Below are 23,779 nucleotides of genomic sequence, written 5' to 3'. Positions count from 1 at the left end.
GAAGCAAAAGGGTATAGTACAAGAGAAATTGGGTGTGGTATAATTTTTTTGAAAATAATTATCATTCTCTTCTGAGGGGGAAGGTTATGAGCTTAGTAGATATTAAAATTGGAGAGAAAGTGTTAGTAAAAAGTATTCAGTCTTTAGATCAGCTATTAAAGCGTAGACTAGCTGCTTTCGGTCTTACTGAAGGAAGCGAACTTCGCCTGAAACAGAAAGCGATGTTCAAAGGTCCTTGTACATTGGAGTGTCGTGGACAGTTAATTAGTATTCGTCATTGTGACGCGAAAATGATAAAGGTGGAATTAGCGTGAATAAGGTAGCTTTGCTAGGGAATCCGAATACAGGGAAGACATCATTATTTAATGCACTTACTGGTTCTTATGAGTATGTAGGAAACTGGAGCGGTGTAACAGTAGAAAAGAAGGTTGGTAAATTAAAAGATAGACAAGGAACATTAATTGATTTACCAGGTGTTTATGATTTAAATCCAGTTTCACGTGATGAAGGTGTTGTAACAAACTTTCTATTAACAGAAGAATTTAATCATATGTTAAATATCGTAGATTCCTCGCAGTTTGAAAGAAATATGCATTTAACGTTGCAGTTACTTGAATTTGGTAAGCCAGTCTCAATTGGTTTAAACATGGTTGATGTGGCGAAGCAAAGAGGAATTGTCATTGATGTAAAACGATTATCAGAGCTATTAGGTGTAACAGTCGTTCCTGTTGTTGCAAGAAGTGGAAAAGGCTGTGAAGAACTGCTTACGACTCTTAAAGAAAATAACAAACAAGAGAAAAAGCCATTCCTTATTTCATATGGTGTACAAATGGATGAAGGAATTGGAGAAGTAATTGCTCTTTTAGAGACAGCGAATTACGAGCATCCGAGATGGTTAGCACTTCAATTTTTAAGCAATAACGAAGTAGTAGAAAAAGAAATGAAAGCATTACCAATTTATAAGGAACTCATAGCCATTCGATCTCGCTTAGAAGGAAAACTTGATTGTACGTTAGAAGAGCACATTTACAAAACTCGTGAAGCGTATATTGAAAAGTTAAAAACAAATGTTATGAAGCATGAGAAAGAAGGAAAAATTCCTTTTTCAGAAAAAATTGATAGATTAATTACACATAAAATTTTAGGACTTCCAATCTTTTTAGCAGTTATGTTTTTTATTTTTCAGGTTACGTTTACGTGGATTGGTACACCTTTATCGGATATGTTAGATGAGTTTTTTGGTGGCCAGCTTACGGATTGGGTGACGGCTGGACTTACAAGTATTGGAGCTTCTGATTTTATTCAAGCGCTCGTTACAGAAGGTATTATTGCCGGTGTTGGTGCTGTATTAGTATTCGTACCACAAATCTTTGCACTATTCTTTTTTATTTCATTATTAGAAGACTCAGGGTATATGGCGCGAATTGCAGTTGTTATGGATAGAATTATGGAGTTTTTCGGCTTAAACGGAAAAGCTTTTATTCCGATGATTATCGGTTTTGGATGTAACGTTCCAGGTATCATGGCTGCGAGAACGATTGAACAGGAAAAAGAACGTTTACTTACCATTTTAGTAACACCATTTATGTCTTGTTCAGCACGATTACCTGTATATGCATTATTTGCGGGCGTATTTTTCCCGCATAGTCAGGCGACTGTTGTATTTTCTTTATATGTTGCAGGGATTGTTCTTGCGTTATTAGTTACAAAAATTATGTCTCTTACGATTTTGAAAGCGGAAAAGTCTATTTTCGTAATTGAATTACCGCCTTACCGTGTGCCACAAGCAAAAACATTATGGCTAAGCACATGGGAGAAAGGGAAAGGATTTGTTCGTAAAGCTGGTACATTCATCTTTGGTGGTTCGGTTGTCATTTGGTTATTAAACTATGCAGGTCCATCAGGATTTGGTGTTGATATGGGAGACAGTTACTTAGCGATGATTGGTGGATTTATCGCACCACTATTCGCACCGCTCGGCTTCGGAACATGGCAAGCTGCAGCATCCCTTTTAACAGGGTTTTTAGCGAAGGAAGTTGTCGTTTCTACAATGGCAATTATTTATGCAGTTAAAGAAGATGTGCTTGGAAATGTAATGGGAGCACATTATACAGTATTATCAGCTTATGCATTTATGTTCTTTATTTTATTATATGTTCCGTGTTTAGCGACGGTAGCTGTTATTAAACGTGAAACAGGATCAGCGAAGTGGACGATTTTCTCAGTCGTTTATCCACTCGTAGTTGCTTATGTATTAACGCTCATTATATACCAAGTTGGATCCTTACTCGGATTCTAGAAGGAGATGTATTGTGATGATGGTCAATATTATAATTGGAGCTATCATTTTTGGTTATGCAGCATATACGTTAGTTAATTTTGTAAAGAGAAGTAAAAAAGGAAAATGCGCAGCATGTTCTTTAAATAAGTCATGTCAGTCGCAAACTTGTAGCCCGGATATGGAGCAAATTGCTCATAATAAATAGAAAAAGCTTTGCGAATTTCGCAAAGCTTTTTTGTTTTACTTTTTAATTTTTACAAGTTGAGAAGCTTCTACGCCTTTGTAACCAGGGAATTCTTTACTTGGGTCTTTATCAAATTTTAATACACCTACAGATTTTTCATCACCTTTTACATTGCTGTAAGTTGCGTCATCGACAATCGCATACATATCTGTATATGCACGACCACTTCCGATAATTGTGTTGCCTTCATATTTTAATTTTGCCCCATCAAGTGCAGCATTTTCTACTTTTTCTTTTGCAAATAATACACCTTGTTCTGTTGTTACAGCTGGTAATTTATCAAGTGGTTTCGTGTTGTCTTTTTCATCAACTTTGCTAAGTAACTCTTTTTTCACTAGTTCTTCACCAGTTTTCTTATCCATTACAAGAACTTTTTTACCATCTAATGTTGTCATTTTCATTTTATAGAAGTCTTTTTCTTTCACTTCTTTTTTGTTTTTATCTGTAATTTGCTGAACTTGTTCTTCTGATCCGTACAGTACAAAGCCGTTCGCTTTTTCTCCTAATAAAGAACAACCTGATAATGCTCCAAATGAAATTGCTGCTGCTAATCCGATTCCTACTAATTTTTTCATGATGATTTCTCCTTTTATATGTTTTATAGTAAATACAATTTTTGTATTATTGCTTACAAGTGAAGAAGCTTGTTTGTTGCTTCTGGTATTAGTGTATAAGAAATATCGGAATGCAACTATCGAGTTAGCTTACAGTAACATTACACTTATGTAATTTAGTGAAATTGCACAAAAGTAAGTTAATTCCAAATAGATATAATTATAATATATTGTAAATGCAATATTGTATATAAAATGTCATATTATAATGGATGTATTTTGGAAATAACATGTAAGGACATATTAGTTTTGTTATAATAAACACATAGGCTGTAAAATGAATATTCTTTACTGTAAAGGAAGATTTTTCAGTTTTCCAAGTAGTGAATTTGAAATATGAGGTATATCATAGGAGGAATTTAGATGTCTGTATTTAAACGATTAAGAGATTTAACAATGTCAAATGTGTATTCGTTAATTGAAAAAGCAGAAGATCCAGTTAAGATGACTGATCAATATTTACGCGATATGCAAGCCGATGTACAAGAGGCTGAGAAAAGTGTAGCAGCTCAAATCGCACTTGAGAAGAAATTCAAAATATTATTTGAAGAGCAAGAAGCACTTGTGAAAAAACGTGAAGAGCAGGCTCATATGGCTGTTCAAGCTAATAACTTAGATCTTGCGCGTCGTGCATTAGAAGAAAAACAAAATGCAGAGCAAAAAATGAATGAGTATAAAGCAAGCTACGAGCAAAATAAAACTGCTGCTGATAACCTGCGCCTAAAGCTAGAAGAAATGCGTAAGCAATTAAATGAGCTGAAAAATAAACGTGAAACACTTGTAGCGCGTGTAAATGCGGCGAAAGCACAAAAGAATATTAATCAGGCGATGTCTGGATTTGATTCAAACTCAGCAAAAGCTGGTTTAAGCCGTATGGAAGAGAAAGCTCTTCAATTAGAGGCTGAAGCGGAAGCAAGCGGTGAAGTTTATAAGAAAGAAAAGTCATTAGATGATGAATTCGCAAGCTTAAACAAAAATTCTGCTGTTGACGATGAATTAGCTCGTATTATGAAGCAGTATGAGAAATAATATAGAATAGAGACAAATGAACCGACATGTCTAAATATATTCATGTCGGTTTTCTATTATATTTTAGAGGAGGTTTTGCAATGACATGGATGAATGTAGTTGCCATGCTTGTATGGACTGGAGCGAGTGCAGTACTTTTATTTGCAATTATGTGGGTTGATTCGATTTTTACAAAATACAATGATTTAAAAGAAATCAAAAATGGAAATACAGCTGTAACAACTCGTTTTATTATGAAATTATTTGCACAGGGGTACATTTTATCCCAATCGATAACGAAAGCAAATGATTTATGGCAAGCACTCCTTGCATCAGCAGTTTCTTTCGTTATTTTATTAGTGGTAGAAATGTTTATCGAATTCGTATTAAAGAAAATGTCTGGTCTTGATTTAGAAGAAGGTACGAAAGAAGGCAGCGTTGCACATGCGATGTTAGCTGGATCATTACATATTGTTGGTGCACTAATTTTAGGTGCGTGTTTATAAAGAGAAAAGGAGGGGTAGATTATGAGTTTATTTAAACGAATAAAAAATATAATGAAAAGCCCAGAGCCACTGAAGCCGGAAAAGAGTCTTTTAACGTTAGCTCCTGGCGATATGATTGAAGTTTCATTAGTTATGTATGAATTAATTGGGAAAACGAGTATGCATTCGCGTAAGGAAATTGTTTTGACATTGCAAGATGGAAAAGACATTCGTTATTTAAAAATTGAAGATCGTGAAAATACGTATTACAAATTATATACACCAATTGATGGTCGCTTAGATTCAATTGATGAAATTCCGACGACAATTGAAATGGATGATACCGAGTACCATATGGAAGAACAATATAACGGACGTGTTGTTGTGATGGGAAAAACTCCATTCTCAGCTTCAGAAGAACAGTATATATGGGAATTCCAATCAGATAATCGAAAATTATTGCGTATTGAATGGCAAAATGGTCGCACAATGATGTATGAGGGAGAAGCAATCATTCCTGCTGATGTACAAATTATAAGAGCAACGTAAGGGGGCGTAATCATGTCAAACCGATTGTTTACCATGATTAAATCGTTTGTGATCCCTATACTTGCTATCGTTATATTACTTGTTGTTGCTGGTTATGCCTTATCAGGTTGTCAAGGCGGGCAGACAAAGTCGATTCAAGACCGTTATCCACTTGAATCTGTTGCCAAGGAAGGTAAACAAGAATCTTACGTGTATAGGGCCGCCAATCGGTCAGTTCCTGAAGTAGCGAAGGAACTCATTAACGAAAGAGAACCGAAGCAAGCATCTAAAGAAGACGAAAATCAAATGTTCCTCGTTTATTCTGATAAGATTTATAACCTGCAAAAGGATAAAGAGAAACCATCTGATACGTTAATTGAAATAAGTAATAAAGAATTTGTCCGTCAAAATTACCAACCGTCCTTCTTGCAAGGATATATTATGGGTAGCATATTAAACGATATATTCGGTTCACGAAAATCATCGTACGGTGATTATCGAGGATATAATGACAGACAAAATCATAAACCAGTTATTCCAGAGAGACCACCTACGAAAGAAGAAAAGAAAACCCCACCTCCAATTACGAAGGAAGGGAAAGGGTCTATCATTAAGCGAGGCGATAATGTAGATTCGAAACCATCAGTAGGTGATAAGGGAAGTATTACTGAAAAAGGAAGTAATACGACGCCCCCACCTTCTACTGGAAGCAAGGGGAAAATTACAAAAACACCAGGCGGTTCAAGCGGATCAGATGTGAAGCCGAAATCATCTATTAAAACGCCGCCAAGGAATACATCTCCTCCAAAAACGAGGGTCGGTGGTTCAGGAAAGATTACGAAGAGAAGATAGTGTAGAGACCGAAAAGTGTAAATTGCTTTTTGGTCTTTTTCCTTGTTATAAGAACTAATTCCTTTCAGGTGGTGTAATTTAGGCATAAGGGGGCGAGTAAAAATATATCAGCGATTATTAGAATATATCGACCGTAATTCAAAATATATCAGCGATTATTAGAATATATCGACCGTAATTCAAAATATATCAGCGATTATTGGAATATATCGACCACAACTCAAAATATATCAGCGATTATTGAAATATATCGACTTACCAACAAAAACTGACAACGATAGCAACTTAATAATAAAAAGAGGGTGTGCCAAAATTTTGGCACACCCTCTTTTTTATAACGATTAATGAATATCACGTTTCTTGAAATTACCGCCTTTTACTTCTGCTACGTCATAAACTGTAATAAAGGCATGTGGATCGATTTCATTAATAAGTTCTTTCATTTTACTTTCTTCTAAACGGTTAATTACACATGAAATTTCTTTAAACTTCTCTCTTGAATAACCACCGTATACTTCGTTATATGTTGCACTTCGGCCTAAACGATCGCGAATTGTTTCTACCATTAATTCAGGCTCTTTTGTAATAATTTTAAATGCTTTTGAACCACTTAAACCAACTTCAACGATATGAATCACTTTCGAAGCGATAAAGTAAGCAATTGCCGAAAGGATAGCTCCTTGCAGGCCGAATACCGTTGATACGAAAATAAATACGAACATGTTTAAGAATAAAATAAGGTCACTCGTTCCAAATGGTAACTTACGAGAAAGTAATACAGCAAGCATATCGATTCCATCTAATGCCCCACCGTTACGTAATGCTAGTCCCATACCAAAACCGATGATAATACCACCAACAACTGTAACTAATAATGTATCGCCTTCAATAATAGCTGGTATTCCGTGCATGACAACGGTACCTATTGCTAATGAAGCAATCCCGATAATGGAATAAATCGCAAAGCTTTTACCGATTTGCTTATATCCTAACCAAACGAAAGGAATGTTAATAACTGCGATTAGAGCTCCTAATGGTAATCCAAATAATCTTGAACTAACGATACTTAAACCAGTCACACCACCGTCTGATACGTTATTTGGAATTAATACCGCTTCTAATCCGTACGCTGTGATAAATGCCCCAATAATAATCATCAAAGCTTTTGAAGCAATTTTTAGCTTATTGGGCTTGTTTTTGATAATTTTCTCCATATAATTTCCTCGTTTCAAACTAGTTTCTTATTTGTTACGTCATTCACACCTAAATTCCATTTTAACATTTAATTTGAAAAAATTCTCCTTTAATGGATGTATGCAGGGAATATTATCACCATATTATGTTTAAAATATTTTTGAAATCAGTATAAGAAATCCCATCCTTTCAAAGGATGGGATGCTATTAAGAAAATATAAAACTAAGTACTGATATGAATAAAGCGAAACCTAAAATAGTTCCACATATTTTCATATGACGCTTACGTCCCATTACGACAATCGCAACATATTCACGAATCATTGCGTTAGGCCAGTAATAAAATGCAGTTTTTGACCCGATTCCTTGGCTATTAAGACCAGCTTGTCTAGCGTATATACCAGCGCGGAAAAGGTGGAAATTATTCGTTGTAAAAATACTTTTATATTTACCTTCAGGTTTTAAAGAATCCATAATTTCTTTAGAGAACAACATGTTTTGATATGTGTTTACAGAGCGATTTTCCTGGACTGTATGTTCAAGAGGAATTCCTTTTTCAACAGCATAATTTTGCATTGCTTCTGCCTCTGGAAGACCTTCATCTGGACCTTGACCACCAGAGAAAATAATTGTCGGTGGTGTATTTACAGCTGCTTGTTTCCAATAGAAGTCGATAGCTTTATTAATGCGGCTTGCAAGTAAGGGTGGTACTTTATCATTAATTAAGCCACTACCAAGAACGATAATGAAATCTTGATTACGTCTTGGTCTGTTAAATTGGTATAAAAAATAAGCGCTTAAGAAGTTAGATAAGTGTATAAAGAAATAGAAGCTTATAAGAGAAATAGCTGCGAAAATAGGCTCTAAATGCGATGAGACCAAACTTGCTGGATTTATGATAGGGAGTAACATAAAGAATAACATCCCTAAAGCAGCAAGGAGTGTTAAACAGTTAGTGAACCGTCTTCCTTCTCGCTTCATTAAAATTCTAGCATTAAGAAATAGCCCAAACATTAAAGCAACAATACCGAAAGGAAGCATAATAAGAAGTGCTAAAATAGGTAAAATTATAATATAGCGTAGGACATCACTACTTGAATTCACAGATATAATCACACAAAAAAGAAGGAAAAAACAGACAAAGGAATTAAATAAAAAGCCGTTTATTATTTTCCGCGGATCTTTTAAATATGAGATAAGAAAAATAATAAACAATATAAGAGGAATAATTCCAAAATACAGCATAAATATAGTACACCTCAACTTGTATAAGAATTTGACATACCTTTTATATTACATGATTTTATAAGTGAAAATGAAAGAAAAAGGATTTTGAATTTTCTCAATAAAATATATGGATACACATGTTACAATATATTCAAAGCGATATATTAAAAGTAAAATGGTTGAAAAGGCACTCAGTAGAGTGCTTTTTCTTTTTGTATGCAATTGTGCATATTATATTTTTTTTCAAATGAAGAGGATTACAATATAAGTTGTAGACAGACTTTATAAAGCAGAATTTAATACAAACATTTCCCTCTACTTTTTGTATCTAACAATCGTATAACAATAAATAATTCTGTTTTATAGTGTCTGTTTTTGAAAGGTGTCTTTTTTGAAGGCATCTTTTTTTGTTAGTATAGATAGTTTTCACTGTTAGCACAGTGTAAACTATCTATACTAAACATTAGCAATCTTCCGTATAAATATTATCAATTTACTATATATTCCAGTGGTGTTAACCTACATATGAAAGGCTTTCTTTTTCAAAATATTACCCCTAATAAAATTTTGAAGAAGTCAACTGTCTCCAAACTTGTCTTTATGCTTAAAGAAAAAGCACTCAAATTGAGTGCTTTTTCTTATTGAAACATGCTATTTTTCTAGGCGATTTTCATAAAATAAAAGTAAAGAAATGAAAGTGGGTGACAAAATGCCGGCAGTTGTGGAAGGTGTTATTATTGAAAACTGCAATGGAACAATTAATGTAGGTGACAAATATAACGTACAGCCGATTGAAAAGACGAAGGCTTATAATGGATCGGGATCATCAAATACAGGAATGAAAGTACAAACGTTTAGCGGGATTAGTACAGCTGATGTGTGGGATAATGATGCGAATGATCAGGGGATACAGTTTACTTTATAGTACAGTATGTAAAATTGCATAAAATGATGAACTTGTCCTGTGCTACAATCTAGCTGTGAGCTGTTAATGATTCTTCTGTAGTATAGTTGTTAGATTAGAAATATAACATCTTATCGAAAATCATACGTACAAAAAAGACACTTCAAATGAAGTGTCTTTTTTATTTTAGTGATATCCTTTAGCAGAGTCTTTATGAATTTTATTTTTAAAAATACTGTAGCTCCAAAGCTGATATCCAATAACGATTGGTACCATGACCATTGCAACGAAGAACATAATTTTTAAGTTTAATTGACTACCAGCTGCGTTGTATAACGTTGTACTGTATGCATCGTTAATACGAGATGGTAACATTCTTGGGAACATACCTGCAAAGCCAGTTGTCATAAACATTGCGATTGTTAGGCAAACGAATGTGAACGCAAGGCCAATTTTATGTTTGTACACCATAATTAGTGCGAGTACACTCATTAGCATTGCAAGTACTGGAAGAATGAATAGTACCGGATATTCTGTAAAGTTTTGGAATAAGTTTGTTCTATTAGCAGTTGCTACATAGAAAATAGCTAAAATGATAGCAGCTGCCATTGAAAATGGTCTTGCGATTTTATAAGCACGATCAGATACTTCACCAGTCGTTTTAATCATGACCCAAAGGGCACCGGATACGACAAATATAGCAGTGAAGAAAAGACCACCTAATATACCGTAATGGTTTAGTAAGCTAAGTAAATTTCCTTCATAGCCATTTTTTCCGATTTGTAGTCCGTAATACAAGTTAGCGAATGTAACACCGAATAAGAAGGCGATTAGGAAACTGCCAATTGCAAATGCCCATTTACAAGTTTTTTGCCAAATTGGTGAATCATCTTTATGCATGAATTCCAGTCCAGCGGCACGAGCAAATAGTGCAAGTAATACTAAGAATAACGGTGTATATAAATAACTAAACATATTAGCATACGTGACTGGGAAGGCAGCAAATGTTGCGCCACCAGCTGTAATTAACCATACTTCATTACCGCCCCAGAACGGGCCAATTGCTTCTTGTAATTGATTTCGTTCTTGTCGATCTTTCGTAACGAAGGGAAAAATCATTCCGTTACCAAGTGCATACCCGTCAAGAATGAAGTAAACTGTCCAAATCACGCCCCATAAACCGAACCAGATGATTGCAAGCATATCATGAGACATGAGCCACACCTCCCTCAGTAGCAGGTTCTTCTAATGCGGCAGGTCCTTTTTTAGCGAACTTCAGCATTAAGTATACGTCTGCGATTAAAAGTAAAGTGTAGAATAAAATTAAACTAATTAATGAGAACCAAATTTGTGGAACAGATATAGGCGATACAGATTCTGCTGTACGCATTAGTTTATATACTGTCCATGGTTGGCGACCTACTTCAGCGACGATCCATCCTGCGTTAATCGCGATATAAGGAAGTAAGACAGACCATATTGTAATTTTTAAATAACGTTTTGAGTTTTCTAGTTTTCCTTTTCGGTTTAAATAGAAGCCATACCAAGTTAATGCCATAAAGAACATACCGAGTGCAACCATTAATCGGAAGCTATAATACACGAGGTTAACATTTGGACGTTCATCTTTCGGAATATCTTTTAAACCAACAATTTCGCCATCAAATGAGTTTGTATAGAAGAAGCTTCCGAGTTTTGGAATCGTAAGGAATTCAAAATTCTTCTCGTTTTTCACATCAGGAATTTGAACAATTGAGAAGCCTTGTCCTTTTCCGGTTTCCCAAACTGCTTCCATCGCAGCTCCTTTTGCGGGTTGATATTTAGCCGCTGATACACCAGATTGATGTCCCATAAACGGTGTAATTGTTGCGGCGAATAAGCCTAACATTAAGCCGAACTTAAATGATTTTTTGAAGAATTCAACTTCATTTTTACGTAATAAGTGATAGGCACTAATTGCCATAACGAAGAAAGCACCAACAATATAACAACCAACTACAGTATGGAAGAACATATTCCAAGCGTATGGATTCGTAACGAGTGCCCAGAAATCATTTAATTCAGCGCGGCCGTTACGTACTACGTAGCCAACAGGGTTTTGCATAAAGCCGTTTGCTGTAATAATCCAAAGGGCAGAAATGTTTGTTCCAAGTGCAACCATCCACATGCAGAAGGCACGGAACTTTGGTGAAATTTTGTCTTTACCGAATAACCATATTCCCATGAAAGTAGATTCTAAGAAGAAGGCAACAAGTGCTTCGATTGCGAGAGGTGATCCGAAAATGTCTCCCATATATTTGGAGTACTCAGACCAGTTTGTTCCAAATTGGAATTCCATCGTAATCCCGGTTATAATCCCCATTACGAAGTTAATTGTAAATAATTTACCCCAGAAATTTGCCATTTTGCGGTATGTTGGATTCAATGTGCGGGCGTATTGAGTTTCCATACATGCTACTAAAATGACAAGTCCGATTGTCAAAGGTACAAATAAAAAGTGATAAAAAATAGTAATTGCAAATTGAAAACGACTCAGTAACAGAACGTCGGACATAATGAATATTCACTCCTTTTTTACATTATCTACAATCAGTTTATAGTGAAAATACGTTTAAAGTATGTGAGACTTGTTACAAAGCTGTGTGTATATTTTGAAAGAATTATGTCGATTATCTGAAAATATCTTATTTTTACTATAAAGCGATATCCTTTTTGAGTTTTTCATATTTTGGTACACTATTTATGTAGTGTAAACGAGAGAAAAGAGGGTCCTTTACTATGAAGTCATTAGAAGAGATTTTGCAGTACAATGAGAAATTTGTTGAAGAGAAAAAATACGAAGAGTATGAAACAGGAAAATTCCCGAATAAAAAAATGGTAATTATTTCTTGTATGGATACACGACTTGTTGAATTATTACCAAAAGCAATGAATATGCGTAACGGTGATGTGAAAATTATTAAGGTAGCAGGAGCTGTTATCTCACATCCATTCGGAAGTATTATGCGTAGTATTTTAGTTGCTGTATATGAACTTGGTGCTGATGAAGTTTGTGTAGTTGGTCACCACGATTGCGGTATGGCAAAAATTCAGGCAAGCAGTACAATTGAGAAGATGAAAGAGCGCGGTATAACAAATGAGAAATTAGATACACTCCGTTATTCTGGAATCGATTTAGAAAGATTCCTACAAGGGTTCTCTAGTGTAGAAGAAAGTGTAGAACATAGCGTATCGATACTTCGCAACCATCCGTTACTTCCAGAAGAAGTACCTGTTCACGGTCTTGTTATCGATCCTGAAACAGGAAAATTAGATTTAGTTGTGAATGGTTACGACAATTAAGAATTTACTTTGTCATCCTTTTTATCTGGGACAGGATCAAATCCTCCCGGGTGGAAAGGGTGACATTTTAATATACGCTTACAAGTAAGCCAAAAGCCTTTGAATGCACCATGTTTTTGAAACGCCTCTAATCCGTAATGAGAACAAGTCGGATAAAAGCGGCAAGTTGGTGGTGTCATCGGAGAAATGAACTTTTGATAAAAGCGTATAATCCCAATAAAAATCTGTTTCATAATGGTCTCCTTTTCAGCATAGTCTTAAAGTATTATAGCACGACTGTACATAATACTTTACTAATGTGCATTTCCGTTATATCATATTGGATATAACGGAATTAAATTAAAAGCGGGAGAGATGTTGTATGCCATCAGTAGAAAGCTTTGAATTAGATCATACGATTGTAAAGGCACCTTATGTAAGACATTGCGGAGTTCACAATGTAGGTAGTGACGGTATTGTAAATAAATTTGATATTCGTTTTTGCCAACCGAATAAACAAGCAATGAAACCAGATGTTATTCATACGTTAGAACATTTATTAGCATTTAATTTACGTAAATATATTGATCGTTATCCGCATTTTGATATTATCGATATTTCACCGATGGGCTGCCAAACAGGATATTATCTTGTAGTAAGCGGAACACCGACAGTACGAGAAATCATTGATTTATTAGAATTAACATTAAAAGATGCGGTTCAAATTACAGAAATTCCAGCTGCAAATGAAACACAATGTGGTCAAGCGAAGCTTCACGACTTAGAAGGAGCACAACGCTTAATGAACTTCTGGTTAAGCCAAGATAAAGATGAACTTGAGAAAGTGTTTGGATAAGAAGAAAAACTGCCTGTGAAAGGGCAGTTTTTTTATTGTGCTAAGAGCAACCATACTCTTCTTTTTTATGAAAATATATTACATACTCCAACATATAAAACAAAGGCAGAACAGAGAAAATAAACAAATGCTTTCGTTTTTTGCTGCTTCTTTATTTCATCGATTCCAAAAAGGATACACATAATACTTAAAAGGATAAACACGTAAGGTAAAAGAATAGTGAAGTTTGCAAAGAAGCTAAATAGGGCGAGAGAAAGAGCGATAGTGGCGATTATAATTTGAATGTTTTTTAACATGGAATCCCCCTTAAGTAGAAAGAAATAGTTACTGAGAGAAAATAATTATAAATGCTAAATTGGCCAAAATTTCATTCTACATATAGCGAAAGTAGTTTGATATTAAAAAGAAGAATATGAGACTGGAAACGAAAAAATACGGGATACTCATTGATTTTCGTCCGGATTTCAATTCATTAATTCCTAGAAGAATAAAGAAACAACTGAGAATAAATTGTACGTATGGGAGAAGGGAAAAATTATCGGTAACATCGATATAAGTGCTTAGAATGAGTAAGAGAAGCATGAGAAATGCTAAAAAACTCCGTAATATAGTTAGAGTTAGCATTGTATAGCCTCCTTTAGACCATTTATCGGAATATTTCTGTGAAACCAATAAATAAAGCAGCGGCTCCTGCTAGTAGAGCGAGCACACTACCTCCTGTTTGCCTCTTTAATATTTCCTCTAAACTTATGGTGAGGGCCATAACTCCTAAAGAGATAAACATATACGGCATTATTTCTCTATTACTAGTAAAAAATCCATAGATTGCTATAGATAAAGCAATAAGTGATAAAGTAATCCGTACTCCTTTTAGCATGCATGTACCTCCTTTTATTTGATATAGCTAATGATGAGAACAATCCAAATGAAAGCACCGGCAATAATACAAATAAGTCCAGTTGCTGATTCCTTTTTCTTTATTTGTTCAAATGCGATGAGAAACATTAAAGCCCCTAATAGAAATTGTGAAAGAGGTAAAAAATTATTTTGACCTGTATATAATCCAATTGCCGACATAACGATCACAGTGAGTGCTACTATGATGCGAAGTATATTAGGAATTCTCCTTATTCTTTTTTGTATAAGGATTGTCTTCTAGTTTATCGACGGAATGTTTATAAGCATAGCCTTTATTAATTGTCATGATGGAGAGTACGAGGATGATTAGGACGATGATAATACCGATAATTAATATTTTGAACATAAAATCCCTCCTTTTCTTTATTTTACATAATTTTGTAATTGATGAAAACAATAGAAATTAAAAGGATGAAAGAAGGGTGTTACATGGAGACGAAAAAAACATATTATATATCAATAGGAAACGGTCAAATTTCACAAGTGAAGACGGCGGATACGTATAATTTTGAGATTTCCGCAAATGATGAGGAAATTACGGAATTAAGAGAGCACTTCGATCAAGCATATGTAGAAGATTTAGGTTCATTTGTACGCTCCCACGTTCCATTTGTTGAGTATCATCACGATTCAAATAATGACCGATATGATGAACAACTACAAAAAGCATATAAAATGATTTACGATTTAGGAAATCATGAGACGAAAGAATTAGTCGCGCAAATGGGAATAATCAATGGATTGTAATTGGATAATATTATGCAGAAAAGCGAGAATATGCTACAATTTGTGGTAGGAAAAACTTGTAACCATCAATAGGGGAGTAATGGCATGTACAAATTTAAAGATTATTACCACAACACTGTACAATTATCGTTTGAACGTTATCCATTTTCTCCTGAGCCAAAGCATGTTTGGGTTGTATGCCGGTACGGGGATCAATGGTTATTAACGCATCATTTACGTCGCGGTCTTGAATTTCCGGGTGGTAAAGTAGAACTAGGGGAAACACCGGAAGAAGCGGCAGTTCGAGAGGTTCATGAAGAAACCGGCGGCATAGTTTCTGATTTAACTTACTTAGGACAATACAAAGTATCTGGAAAAGACAAAATAATCATTAAAAACATTTATTTTGCAACAATTAGTGCGGTAGAAGAACATACGCATTACGAAGAAACGAAAGGGTCTGTTTTATTAAAAGACATTCCTGACAACATTAAAACGAATAGAAAATTTAGCTTTATAATGCGCGATGACGTATTAGCGCGTACGATGAAACATATAGAAGAAATCGGCTGTTTTACGAAGTAAAGTAGCCGGTTTCTTTTTTTGTATGTAAGAATAAATGTAAATATATCTTTACATTATTTTGGGTATATTATACAATTTTGTAAATATATATTTACATTTTAGGAGGGGGAAGATGGATAAAAGAAAAGAAACGACTGTTACTGTTTCGATGGTTAAATTAAACTTTTCTTTATTTTTTATAATAATTGCTTTGTCGTTTGGAATTGGTTATTTGCATATATTTCTTTCAGGTGGGGTTCAAGTCGAAGTTACATTATTAACGATGTTTCTTTTTATTATCGCAATGATTGTTCTCGTTTGTATTCATGAAGCGATACATTTAATTGGCTTTCGCTATATCGGAGGTGTTCCGTGGAGTGAACTAAAATGGGGCGTTAATTGGAAATTAGGTGTTGCATATGCTCATTCTAAACAGGCGGTTACAGTAAAGCAAATGAAGAAAGTGTTAATGCTTCCGTTTTTACCAACTGGAATTTTGCCAATTGTATTGGGATTAGCTATGAATCTGGAGCCACTCTCATTTTTAGGAATTCTACTAACAGCAGGGTGTATCGGCGACATTGCCGTATATCAAAAAGTTTCAAAGTTTCCAGATGATGCGCTAGTAAAAGATCATCCGAGTAAACCACAGTTTACAGTATATGAATAATAAAGAAAGAGGAGGCGTTTTTGAATAACTGCCTCCTCTTATTATTTTTTGTCGGTGAATCAATATATTGTGAAAATTGTTGATATAATTTAATTACTATTATTGTATTTTTATCTCCACCTCTAAAAACGAAAGCACCTCCAACAAATCATCTACGATACGTGAATGCTTAAAATCACCCCAAAACGAATCTTTTTTCCAAACACCAAGAATCCCTACTTGTTCAGAACCAAGCACATCGTTTTCTGGATGATCTCCAACATAAAGACATTCTTCTGCCTTAACATCTAGTCTTTGCAAAGCACGTTCGAAAATTTCAGGGTGAGGTTTTTTTATTCCTTCAGCTTCTGAAACGAGAATGGTGTTTGTATACGTATGTATATGTAGTGCTCGAAGGTTGCTCATCTGAAATTCAGTAAAACCATTTGTGATAATACCAATTTTAATGTTTCGCTGTTTTAACTGTTGAAGTAGTTCATGCGTGTTTTTGAAAGGAATACAATGATGTTGGAAGTTTGTAATATAGTCGTGTAGTAGTTGCTCTTGCGTTAAAGTAGTAATGTTGTATTCGGAAAGGAGAGTAGCATATACTTTATCCTTCCACGTATAGCCATTATTATCGAGTTCAAGAAATCGAGAACAATACTCTGATTTCTCTATGCTCTTCAAATGTGAGGCGAAGCGATTATATTGCTCACAAATAAATTGTTCTAAAGATTGGCGCCGATCTAATAGTGTTCCATCTAAGTCGAATAGGATTGCACGAATCATGGGAAGCCTCCTTGCAGTTTTTATAATTAATTATCGCATATTCGCAAAAAAATGATTATGATATTTTGTAGAATGGAATAATGGGGGATTGTATGAAGAAACTGTATGGCAAGTTAGTGTGTTGTATTATAGCAAGCGGTTTAGTTGCAGGATGCGATAGTGCTATCGAGGTTACAAAAGAAAAAGAAATTTGTAAAACAGAAGAAGAGTGCACGCAAATAGGAGATAAAACATTACAAAAAGTATATAAAAAGATAGAGGGACTTTCAGAACTTGAAAAAGTAGAGGATTATGACATAGAAGAGTATGAAAGTATGAATATGAAAGAGGCGGAACAGAAAAAAGAAGAGGATGACAATTACTTCTTTTTAGCTTCTTATTATATCGATGATGATGAAATTGTAGATCCTTATTTTGAGAAATTGGATCGTAAGAGATTGAATAAAGTTTTTGCAGATGACGAAGTAGCAAAAGATGATTTGTTAAGTCAGCGACAAGATAGAGAGTATCATGAAACCTTATGGGACATGTATCGCACTCTCGTCCCAGTGAAATATCGTGAGAATATAACAGGATTTGGTCTAATAACGGATGGTTATGATGGCGTTGTTGCCCATGTCATGCCAAGTATAGATGACCCGAGAGATTGGGTGCTTAGTTTAGACGTGCTGGATTCTGGGGTGAATATAGATGAAGTGATGAAAACATTAATTCATGAAACGGCTCACGTATTAACGATTGGACATAAACAAGTACCAGTGGATAGAAAGTATTTAGAGGCGTTTGATGAAGAGAAAGACATTTCATCATATCGAAATAAATGTAAAACGGTGTTCTTGAAAAATGGATGTGCGAGAAAAACTTCGTATATTAACCAATTTTATAATGAATTTTGGAAACCAATTGAGCAAGAGTGGACAGAAAAGAAAGTAGAAGAAAGTGAAGAGGCACAAATTGAATTTTATAAAGAAAAGCATGATGATTTTGTATCACTATATGGAACAACAAATGTAACGGAAGATATCGCAGATACATTTACAGCGTTCATTTTACAAGATTCAAAAAAGGTGAAAGAAGGAACAGAGTTAAAATATAAGAAAATTGCTTTCTTCTATCAGTTCCCTGAGCTTGTAAAAATGAGAGCGGAAGTGCTGTCGGGATTATATGATGTTTCAAAAACGATAGAACAACAAAGTGGAGACTAATGTGAGTTATGCTTTCGATATAGTTTCGTTAAAGAAAAGCGTGAAGAATTTTTAATTCTTTGCGTTTTTTTATGTTGATAAAATTGAAAATTCTGTATTTTTATCAAAAAGAAGAAGGAACTGGAGGCACAAAAGAGAATTAGTATAAAAATGTCACAATTTAGACACAATTATAATGCGCGTGTTGTAGGGACTATAAGTTTACTCTCGAGGAGGTAATGAAACGTATGAAAACGATTCTTGCTGTTGCTGGTCTCATTTGGGTAATGTCTCACGGTTTTCCGATTTTTGAAGGGGAGCAAATTCGTAGTGCTTTGAATGAAAAGTTTAATGATTATCATGTGATAGATCGAAAAGATAATGTCGTTACAGTACGTGTGAAAGACTGTTTCCATACAGTTACGGTTGCGGATGGAAACATTACAAATGAAACGAAAATGTGTGATAAAAGGTAAAAGAAAGAAGCTGACTATAGCGCACTGTTTTGAGTCAGCTTCTTTTTCTTTTTCCAATTAGAATTTTTTCAAATGCCTCAACAAATACATACATAAGAGTTGCAAGAACACATGTGAGTAGTACGCTAAGTAAGACGAGTGTGAAGTTAAAGACTTGGAATCCGTAGCTAATTAAGTAGCCAAGTCCTTGTTTGGAAACGAGAAGTTCTCCGAAAATAACACCGACCCAGGATAAACCAACATTTACTTTTAACGTTGAGATAATTGCTGGAAAGGATGCAGGGAGAACGACTTGCTTATAACATTGCCATTTATTTGCGCCAAATGTATCCATCACTTTTATATAGTTAGAATCGACTTCTTGAAATGCACTGTAAATAACGAGAATGGTAATGATGATGGAAATGATTACTCCCATTGCGATAGAAGATGAAATGTTTGGACCGAAAATAACGATGATGATTGGACCGAGTGCAACTTTTGGCATTGCATTTAGGACGACGAGGTAAGGATCAAGTACGCGGGCTAGAAGTGGCATCCACCAAAGAAACGTGGCAATAATAGCACCGAGTACCGTTCCGAGAATGAAACCTACTCCTGTTTCCAGCAATGTCGTCCATATGTGGACCCAAAGTGAACCGTCGATCCATTTCGTTAAGAAGAGATCCCAAATACTCGAAGGAGAACTAAAGAGTAAAGGATCGATCCATTCTTTTTTGCTAGCTATTTCCCATAGTGCAAAGAAAAGAATAAGTAGTAAAAGCTGTAGTGAGCGAGCAATCCAAGCACGCCTGCGTTCTTTCTTTCGAAATTGTTCATGTAGTTGTTTTATATTATCCAAGTCGTTCCAGCTCCTTCCATATATCTTGAAAGAGGGCTGGGAAATCGTAGTGATGGCGTGCTTCTAACGGTGATAAAGAACGGATACTTTCCGGGACGATAAAGGTTTTCGCGATTTTTCCAGGATTCGCTTGAAGTAAATAAATACGATCACTCATCGCAATCGCCTCTTCAATATCGTGAGTAACAAGTAGTGATGTTTTCTTATATTTATTTAGTAAGTTGAAAACGAGTTCTTCTAGTTTTAATTTCGTTTGATAATCGAGTGCGGAGAATGGTTCATCTAGTAATAAAATTTTCGGATCAGTTGCTAACGTTCGAACGAGAGCAGCACGTTGACGCATACCGCCGGATAGTTCACGAGGATATTGTCCTTCTACCCCATGTAGACCGACTTGCTTTAAAAGGTTTAAAGTATGTTCTTTCATTTGTTCATCATAAATTCTTCGAATATGAAGTCCAAGCATAATATTTTCTTCAATCGTTTTCCACGGGAATAAGTAATCTTGCTGCAACATATATCCCATAGATGATGTTTTCGTTGTAATTGGTTCACCATCTAAAAAGACAATACCATCAATTGGATCAAGTAACCCAGCAATGATTGAGAGGAGCGTTGTTTTACCGCAACCACTTGGGCCGAGTATAGAAATAAATTCGCCTTCTTCCACTTGTAAGCTCATATCTTCAAGAATAAGTTTGGCATTCTCTTTTGCAAAAAAGCAGTGAGAAACGTTACGTATTTGTAAAAAACTCATACACTTCGCCTCTATTTCTTAATAACGCTTTCGGCAATTTTTGTATTGACGAGCGCTTCATGTGGGACTTCTTTTTGTAATTCACCAGCGTCTTTCATAATCGTTTGGAGCTGTTTCCATTCTTCCGCATCTAGTAGTGGATTTGTCGCATAAGAATGTTGCTTTTTATACCGTTCAATTACTTTTACTGTAATGTCTTTTGAAGTGTCTTTAAATAGCGGGGAAACAGCATCAGCAATCTCTTCTGGACTATGTGTATCAACCCATTGCTGTGCTTTATAGAGCGCACGTGTGAACTTTTCAGCAGCAGCTTTATCTTTCTTTAAGAAACTTTCTTTTGCCATGAATGTTGTATAAGGAACAGTACCAGATTCATTTCCGAATGAAGCGACGATATAACCTTTACCTTCTTTTTCGAATATGCTTGCAGTCGGTTCAAAGAGCTGGACAAACTCTCCTGTACCAGATGCAAAGGCATTTGCAATATTAGCAAATTCGATATTTTGAATTAAGTTCGTATCTTTGCGAGGATCAATGCCATTTTTCTTTAAAACGTATTCCCCAACCATTTGCGGCATGCCGCCTTTACGCTGTCCTAAAAATGTAACACCTTTTACGTCATTCCAATTAAAAGAGTCTAGTTTTTTACGTGAAACTAAAAATGTCCCATCTGTTTGTGTAAGTTGTGCAAAGTTAATGACAGGGTCTTTCGCTCCTTGTTGATGAACGTAAATAGATGTTTCAGAACCGACGAGAGCAATATCAATTCCGCCAGATAATAGGGTGGTCATCGTTTTATCGCCACCAGCTGTTGTTTGTAGGTCAATATTTAGTCCTTCATCTTTAAAAAATCCTTTTTCAATCCCGACATATAATGGGGCATAGAAGAGAGAATGGGTAACTTCGCCGACGCGAATGTTTTGGGTTTGTTCTTTCGTACTTTCTTTTTTACTACTACAAGCAGCAAAAGTAAAAACAGCTAGTAATATGATGCAAAAAATCGCGATTAATTTTTTCACTATATAACACCTCCCAGAAGTCACTCTACAAGCATGATATGTAGGTAAGTGCCCATATGTGAGTGTAGATAGCAGGAATTTTTTTGGAGGTAAAGAAGTACAAATATAAGGGGTGATAAAATGGAGTACGAATACGATGATAGCGTACATTTACATCTTGATTATTTCGGGACAGAATGTGATATGGAATCGATTGCTTATAAGAGGAAGAATGAAGACGTATGGGATGTGTATTTTAATTTTGGAGTATACGGTATTCAGAAAGACGATGTAGAGTTAGGTAGGTTTATGGATGAATATGCCGGTTATTACGTTTTTTCTGTACATGCTCGCGACCTTAGTTGGGAATTTGGAAGTGCCCAGTTTGAAGAGTGGGTTTTGAAAAATCGGATAGTAGAAAAAACGCTACAAAAATAGGAGGAATTTTGTGATTGGATTTCTCATCTTATTATTTATTTTTGTGGCCGGATTTTTTATTATGCAAATGCTTATTTACCGATTTGTAAAGAAAAACATCCATAAATATACAAAAATAAAATGGTTTCATATGTGGCTACATATGAATATGAAAAAAAAGGCCCGAGATTAGATTTTTTTGATTTTGTAGTTACAGTACTCGTATGTATCGTATGGAAAATATGGCTGCTTCCTTTTATATAATACACATGCTAATCATCTTCTCTTTTATCATAAAATAACGAAAAGAACCTGTCTTGTGGCGGGTTCTTTTCGTTATAGTAATAGTTGTAAAAAACTTGCATTTATACATAAAACAGTGAGTGGTGTTGTGAAAGATATTTTGACAAATACAGAAACACATACATACGGAATTAAAGTGTAATTACAGAATGGACAAATTGGCCGTGTGTAAAGTGTGGGGAATAAGAAAGAGGTCGTCCAACGGTGGACGACCTCTTTCTTATTATGCTTGGTTAGTGCGGAAGAATGGAAGTTTCTGCACAATGTGAATTAATCCGTATGCAAGAATTAAGCACATAAGAGGATTAATGAAAAATCCATAGCGATTAATTGCTAAGAATAAGTTTGAGAAGATAATGTAAATAATAGAACTTGCTACTAGCATCATAACGCGTTTATGTTTAAATGAATTTAGCATGAAGCAGAAGCTGCTCAAGAATGTACCGATGATAAACACTCTATGACATAGTTGCATAAAGTTGTGAATACGGTATTGGTCTACAGCAGGAGCTGTTTTGAATAATTCAATTGTTTTACCGACAGTGAACCAAGAGAACCAATAAGTGAAGTCCGTCTTAAATCCGTTCTTGATTAATTCTTTTGCGTATGCACCTTTGTCATCTAAGCCTTTAGCTCTCATTTCATTTACTATATTTTCATATCCAATTTTATTAAATGGATCTGCACCGGCAATTAGTGGATCTGCACCTTGGGTTGAGAATAAAATAAATTGGTTGAGTGCTAAGTAGTTACGAACAACCCATGCGCCAATAATAAAGAAAGGTCCGATAAACCATAACAATCCGATTCGAATGGAGTCTTTAAATCCATATGTAAATAACACAACAAGAACAGGAATGAGCATCATTGGAGCTGGATTTGGACGGAACATAAGTAAAATTGAAACGACAATTCCAAACCATATATGGAATTTCACTTTATTGTATTTCCATGCGAGAACAAATACATATACACATAACGCCAATAAGAATATGGATGGAACTTCTGTTAGCAATGTACGGAAGTATGTATAGTTACTTGGATAAATAGCATATAAAATACTTGCAACAATTCCATAAATGTTTTTTTCGAACAATTCTTTTCCTATTAAGAATATTAATAGCACTGTGCAAAGGTTCATGATCATGTTAATAACAGTTGCTACGTAATAGTAAGGAATTGATGTAATATCAGAAATAATCATAGCGCCAGCTAATAGTAATGGCTGACCTGGTGTAATATATGCATTTTTTCCTGGAACTTCACTAGGTTCTAAATACACATAACCAAATACACCATGTTTTAATAGTTGTTCAGCTGTTAACGAATAGTTAAAGGCATCATTTGCACCATATGTTACTTTGACTAACTCTCCATCTAATCCTGGCTGTTTTACTAAACAAAAAACGTGCAACAGGAAAGAAAGCGCCAAAATTACATATACCGCTTTAGGCAAACTCTTAAACTTAGTAAGCAAAAATGAGCAACTCCTTTTTTATTAATTCTTTCGTATTTTTATGTGAAATCTTTAATAGTATTAAGGATTTCCAAAACATAGTTATTATATCATAAAGTGGAATGCTGAAATTAAGTTTTTCAAGAATGAGTAATTTGTATGCCACAATTTAACTGTTGATTAA

General features: G+C 35.0%; 31 protein-coding genes and 2 pseudogenes. 18 read left to right on the top strand and 15 right to left on the bottom strand.

What is annotated here, in order from left to right:
• Positions 1 to 86 precede the first annotated feature (86 nt).
• Genes DN404_RS04695 through DN404_RS04685 form a run of 3 tightly spaced genes read left to right on the top strand, consistent with a single transcriptional unit; the run spans position 87 to position 2,486 of the window.
• On the top strand, positions 87 to 314 hold the full coding sequence (locus DN404_RS04695) for a FeoA family protein (protein WP_149214771.1): 228 nt from the start codon (positions 87 to 89) through the stop codon (positions 312 to 314).
• Entirely contained in the window at positions 311 to 2,299 is a 1,989-nt protein-coding gene (feoB, locus tag DN404_RS04690; RefSeq protein ID WP_149214770.1) for a ferrous iron transport protein B, read from the top strand. Before DN404_RS04695 ends, feoB begins: the two co-directional genes overlap by 4 nt.
• Before the next feature lie 16 nt (positions 2,300 to 2,315).
• A complete protein-coding gene (locus DN404_RS04685) occupies positions 2,316 to 2,486 on the top strand; it encodes a FeoB-associated Cys-rich membrane protein (RefSeq protein WP_000989598.1) in 171 nt (56 codons plus the stop codon).
• 35 nt (positions 2,487 to 2,521) lie between these two features.
• Here DN404_RS04685 and DN404_RS04680 read toward each other — a convergent pair whose 3' ends face one another.
• The gene (locus tag DN404_RS04680) at positions 2,522 to 3,100 is read right to left on the bottom strand and encodes a lipoprotein BA_5634 family protein (RefSeq protein WP_000737468.1); all 579 of its coding nucleotides are present in this window, start codon (positions 3,098 to 3,100) and stop codon (positions 2,522 to 2,524) included.
• Between the two features lie 402 nt (positions 3,101 to 3,502).
• Between DN404_RS04680 and DN404_RS04675 the strand changes: the two genes are divergently transcribed.
• The 4 genes from DN404_RS04675 (at position 3,503) to DN404_RS04660 (ending at position 6,012) form a co-directional block, all read left to right on the top strand.
• Complete coding sequence (locus DN404_RS04675; protein ID WP_086389569.1) at positions 3,503 to 4,168, top strand: PspA/IM30 family protein; 666 nt, start codon at positions 3,503 to 3,505, stop codon at positions 4,166 to 4,168.
• An 80-nt stretch (positions 4,169 to 4,248) separates the two neighbouring features.
• Complete coding sequence (locus tag DN404_RS04670; protein WP_000220087.1) at positions 4,249 to 4,653, top strand: DUF350 domain-containing protein; 405 nt, start codon at positions 4,249 to 4,251, stop codon at positions 4,651 to 4,653.
• 21 nt (positions 4,654 to 4,674) lie between these two features.
• Positions 4,675 to 5,181: a DUF4178 domain-containing protein gene (locus DN404_RS04665; RefSeq protein ID WP_000051739.1), complete on the top strand. Its 507-nt coding sequence runs from the start codon at positions 4,675 to 4,677 to the stop codon at positions 5,179 to 5,181.
• 12 nt (positions 5,182 to 5,193) lie between these two features.
• Positions 5,194 to 6,012, top strand: a complete 819-nt coding sequence (locus DN404_RS04660; RefSeq protein ID WP_000071190.1) for a DUF4247 domain-containing protein — start codon at positions 5,194 to 5,196, stop codon at positions 6,010 to 6,012.
• A 341-nt stretch (positions 6,013 to 6,353) separates the two neighbouring features.
• Here DN404_RS04660 and DN404_RS04655 read toward each other — a convergent pair whose 3' ends face one another.
• Positions 6,354 to 7,226 (bottom strand): YitT family protein, encoded by an 873-nt coding sequence (locus DN404_RS04655; protein WP_000411240.1) that lies wholly within the window; start codon positions 7,224 to 7,226, stop codon positions 6,354 to 6,356.
• Between the two features lie 187 nt (positions 7,227 to 7,413).
• A complete protein-coding gene (locus tag DN404_RS04650) occupies positions 7,414 to 8,451 on the bottom strand; it encodes a YdcF family protein (protein ID WP_000965218.1) in 1,038 nt (345 codons plus the stop codon).
• Positions 8,452 to 9,124: 673 nt separating this feature from the next.
• On the opposite strand from DN404_RS04650, the gene DN404_RS04645 reads away from it, so the two are divergent.
• Positions 9,125 to 9,358 (top strand): spore germination protein, encoded by a 234-nt coding sequence (locus DN404_RS04645; RefSeq protein ID WP_002001299.1) that lies wholly within the window; start codon positions 9,125 to 9,127, stop codon positions 9,356 to 9,358.
• A 165-nt stretch (positions 9,359 to 9,523) separates the two neighbouring features.
• Here DN404_RS04645 and cydB read toward each other — a convergent pair whose 3' ends face one another.
• Positions 9,524 to 10,552: a cytochrome d ubiquinol oxidase subunit II gene (cydB, locus tag DN404_RS04640; RefSeq protein WP_000017662.1), complete on the bottom strand. Its 1,029-nt coding sequence runs from the start codon at positions 10,550 to 10,552 to the stop codon at positions 9,524 to 9,526.
• Positions 10,542 to 11,891 (bottom strand): cytochrome ubiquinol oxidase subunit I, encoded by a 1,350-nt coding sequence (gene cydA / locus DN404_RS04635; protein WP_001286188.1) that lies wholly within the window; start codon positions 11,889 to 11,891, stop codon positions 10,542 to 10,544. Before cydA ends, cydB begins: the two co-directional genes overlap by 11 nt.
• Before the next feature lie 224 nt (positions 11,892 to 12,115).
• Here cydA and DN404_RS04630 point away from each other — a divergent pair, with 224 nt between their 5' ends.
• Complete coding sequence (locus DN404_RS04630; RefSeq protein WP_000838169.1) at positions 12,116 to 12,679, top strand: beta-class carbonic anhydrase; 564 nt, start codon at positions 12,116 to 12,118, stop codon at positions 12,677 to 12,679.
• On the opposite strand, the gene yidD is transcribed toward DN404_RS04630, so the two are convergent.
• Positions 12,676 to 12,912 carry a membrane protein insertion efficiency factor YidD gene (yidD, locus tag DN404_RS04625; RefSeq protein WP_000809330.1) on the bottom strand — a complete coding sequence of 79 codons (237 nt, stop codon included), beginning with the start codon at positions 12,910 to 12,912 and terminating at the stop codon, positions 12,676 to 12,678. The genes DN404_RS04630 and yidD overlap by 4 nt on opposite strands.
• Positions 12,913 to 13,040: 128 nt before the next feature.
• On the opposite strand from yidD, the gene luxS reads away from it, so the two are divergent.
• Positions 13,041 to 13,514 carry an S-ribosylhomocysteine lyase LuxS gene (luxS, locus tag DN404_RS04620; protein WP_001141371.1) on the top strand — a complete coding sequence of 158 codons (474 nt, stop codon included), beginning with the start codon at positions 13,041 to 13,043 and terminating at the stop codon, positions 13,512 to 13,514.
• A 65-nt stretch (positions 13,515 to 13,579) separates the two neighbouring features.
• Here the strand turns inward: luxS and DN404_RS04615 are convergent, their stop codons facing one another.
• The 4 genes from DN404_RS04615 to ytzI all read right to left on the bottom strand — a co-directional run bounded on the left by DN404_RS04615 (position 13,580) and on the right by ytzI (position 14,778).
• Positions 13,580 to 13,810 (bottom strand): YczI family protein, encoded by a 231-nt coding sequence (locus tag DN404_RS04615; protein ID WP_023523232.1) that lies wholly within the window; start codon positions 13,808 to 13,810, stop codon positions 13,580 to 13,582.
• Between the two features lie 350 nt (positions 13,811 to 14,160).
• Entirely contained in the window at positions 14,161 to 14,391 is a 231-nt protein-coding gene (locus DN404_RS04610; protein ID WP_000912059.1) for a DUF3953 domain-containing protein, read from the bottom strand.
• Between the two features lie 14 nt (positions 14,392 to 14,405).
• On the bottom strand, positions 14,406 to 14,636 hold the full coding sequence (locus tag DN404_RS04605; protein WP_033687460.1) for a DUF3953 domain-containing protein: 231 nt from the start codon (positions 14,634 to 14,636) through the stop codon (positions 14,406 to 14,408).
• Positions 14,629 to 14,778, bottom strand: a complete 150-nt coding sequence (gene ytzI / locus DN404_RS04600) for a YtzI protein (RefSeq protein ID WP_000472791.1) — start codon at positions 14,776 to 14,778, stop codon at positions 14,629 to 14,631. Before ytzI ends, DN404_RS04605 begins: the two co-directional genes overlap by 8 nt.
• Before the next feature lie 83 nt (positions 14,779 to 14,861).
• Between ytzI and DN404_RS04595 the strand changes: the two genes are divergently transcribed.
• The 3 genes from DN404_RS04595 to DN404_RS04585 all read left to right on the top strand — a co-directional run bounded on the left by DN404_RS04595 (position 14,862) and on the right by DN404_RS04585 (position 16,392).
• A complete protein-coding gene (locus DN404_RS04595) occupies positions 14,862 to 15,179 on the top strand; it encodes a hypothetical protein (RefSeq protein WP_000448409.1) in 318 nt (105 codons plus the stop codon).
• Positions 15,180 to 15,263: 84 nt separating this feature from the next.
• A complete protein-coding gene (gene mutTA, locus DN404_RS04590; protein ID WP_000276385.1) occupies positions 15,264 to 15,743 on the top strand; it encodes an antimutator 8-oxo-(dGTP/GTP)ase in 480 nt (159 codons plus the stop codon).
• A 112-nt stretch (positions 15,744 to 15,855) separates the two neighbouring features.
• Entirely contained in the window at positions 15,856 to 16,392 is a 537-nt protein-coding gene (locus DN404_RS04585; protein ID WP_000361288.1) for a DUF3267 domain-containing protein, read from the top strand.
• 99 nt (positions 16,393 to 16,491) lie between these two features.
• On the opposite strand, the gene DN404_RS04580 is transcribed toward DN404_RS04585, so the two are convergent.
• A complete protein-coding gene (locus tag DN404_RS04580) occupies positions 16,492 to 17,163 on the bottom strand; it encodes an HAD family hydrolase (protein WP_006925596.1) in 672 nt (223 codons plus the stop codon).
• A gap of 92 nt (positions 17,164 to 17,255) precedes the next feature.
• On the opposite strand from DN404_RS04580, the gene DN404_RS04575 reads away from it, so the two are divergent.
• Together DN404_RS04575 and DN404_RS04570 are read left to right on the top strand one after the other, a co-directional pair.
• Positions 17,256 to 18,368, top strand: coding sequence for a hypothetical protein (locus DN404_RS04575; protein WP_000737819.1), 1,113 nt, complete (start codon positions 17,256 to 17,258; stop codon positions 18,366 to 18,368).
• A 227-nt stretch (positions 18,369 to 18,595) separates the two neighbouring features.
• On the top strand, positions 18,596 to 18,823 hold the full coding sequence (locus DN404_RS04570) for a hypothetical protein (RefSeq protein WP_000849112.1): 228 nt from the start codon (positions 18,596 to 18,598) through the stop codon (positions 18,821 to 18,823).
• A 34-nt stretch (positions 18,824 to 18,857) separates the two neighbouring features.
• Here the strand turns inward: DN404_RS04570 and DN404_RS04565 are convergent, their stop codons facing one another.
• Genes DN404_RS04565 through DN404_RS04555 form a run of 3 tightly spaced genes read right to left on the bottom strand, consistent with a single transcriptional unit; the run spans position 18,858 to position 21,440 of the window.
• Positions 18,858 to 19,664 carry an ABC transporter permease gene (locus tag DN404_RS04565; protein WP_000368771.1) on the bottom strand — a complete coding sequence of 269 codons (807 nt, stop codon included), beginning with the start codon at positions 19,662 to 19,664 and terminating at the stop codon, positions 18,858 to 18,860.
• A complete protein-coding gene (locus DN404_RS04560) occupies positions 19,657 to 20,421 on the bottom strand; it encodes an ABC transporter ATP-binding protein (RefSeq protein ID WP_000009035.1) in 765 nt (254 codons plus the stop codon). Before DN404_RS04560 ends, DN404_RS04565 begins: the two co-directional genes overlap by 8 nt.
• Positions 20,422 to 20,432: 11 nt before the next feature.
• Positions 20,433 to 21,440 carry an ABC transporter substrate-binding protein gene (locus DN404_RS04555; protein WP_061113347.1) on the bottom strand — a complete coding sequence of 336 codons (1,008 nt, stop codon included), beginning with the start codon at positions 21,438 to 21,440 and terminating at the stop codon, positions 20,433 to 20,435.
• A gap of 120 nt (positions 21,441 to 21,560) precedes the next feature.
• Here DN404_RS04555 and DN404_RS04550 point away from each other — a divergent pair, with 120 nt between their 5' ends.
• From DN404_RS04550 to DN404_RS30875, 3 genes and pseudogenes are all read left to right on the top strand, one after another.
• A complete protein-coding gene (locus DN404_RS04550) occupies positions 21,561 to 21,857 on the top strand; it encodes a DUF3986 family protein (RefSeq protein ID WP_000455580.1) in 297 nt (98 codons plus the stop codon).
• A gap of 10 nt (positions 21,858 to 21,867) precedes the next feature.
• Positions 21,868 to 22,100 (top strand): annotated as a pseudogene (locus DN404_RS04545) (hypothetical protein).
• A gap of 109 nt (positions 22,101 to 22,209) precedes the next feature.
• A pseudogene (locus DN404_RS30875) lies at positions 22,210 to 22,281 on the top strand (DUF2196 domain-containing protein); the annotation flags it as partial.
• A gap of 81 nt (positions 22,282 to 22,362) precedes the next feature.
• Here DN404_RS30875 and DN404_RS04535 read toward each other — a convergent pair.
• Positions 22,363 to 23,616 carry a glycosyltransferase family 39 protein gene (locus DN404_RS04535; protein ID WP_016123485.1) on the bottom strand — a complete coding sequence of 418 codons (1,254 nt, stop codon included), beginning with the start codon at positions 23,614 to 23,616 and terminating at the stop codon, positions 22,363 to 22,365.
• Between the last annotated feature and the right edge of the window lie 163 nt (positions 23,617 to 23,779).

The sequence above is a fragment of the Bacillus sp. TE8-1 genome, from assembly GCF_008368855.1.
GTDB classification, from domain to species: Bacteria; Bacillota; Bacilli; order Bacillales; family Bacillaceae_G; genus Bacillus_A; species Bacillus_A cereus.
This window is presented reverse-complemented; position numbering and strand designations above follow the sequence as displayed.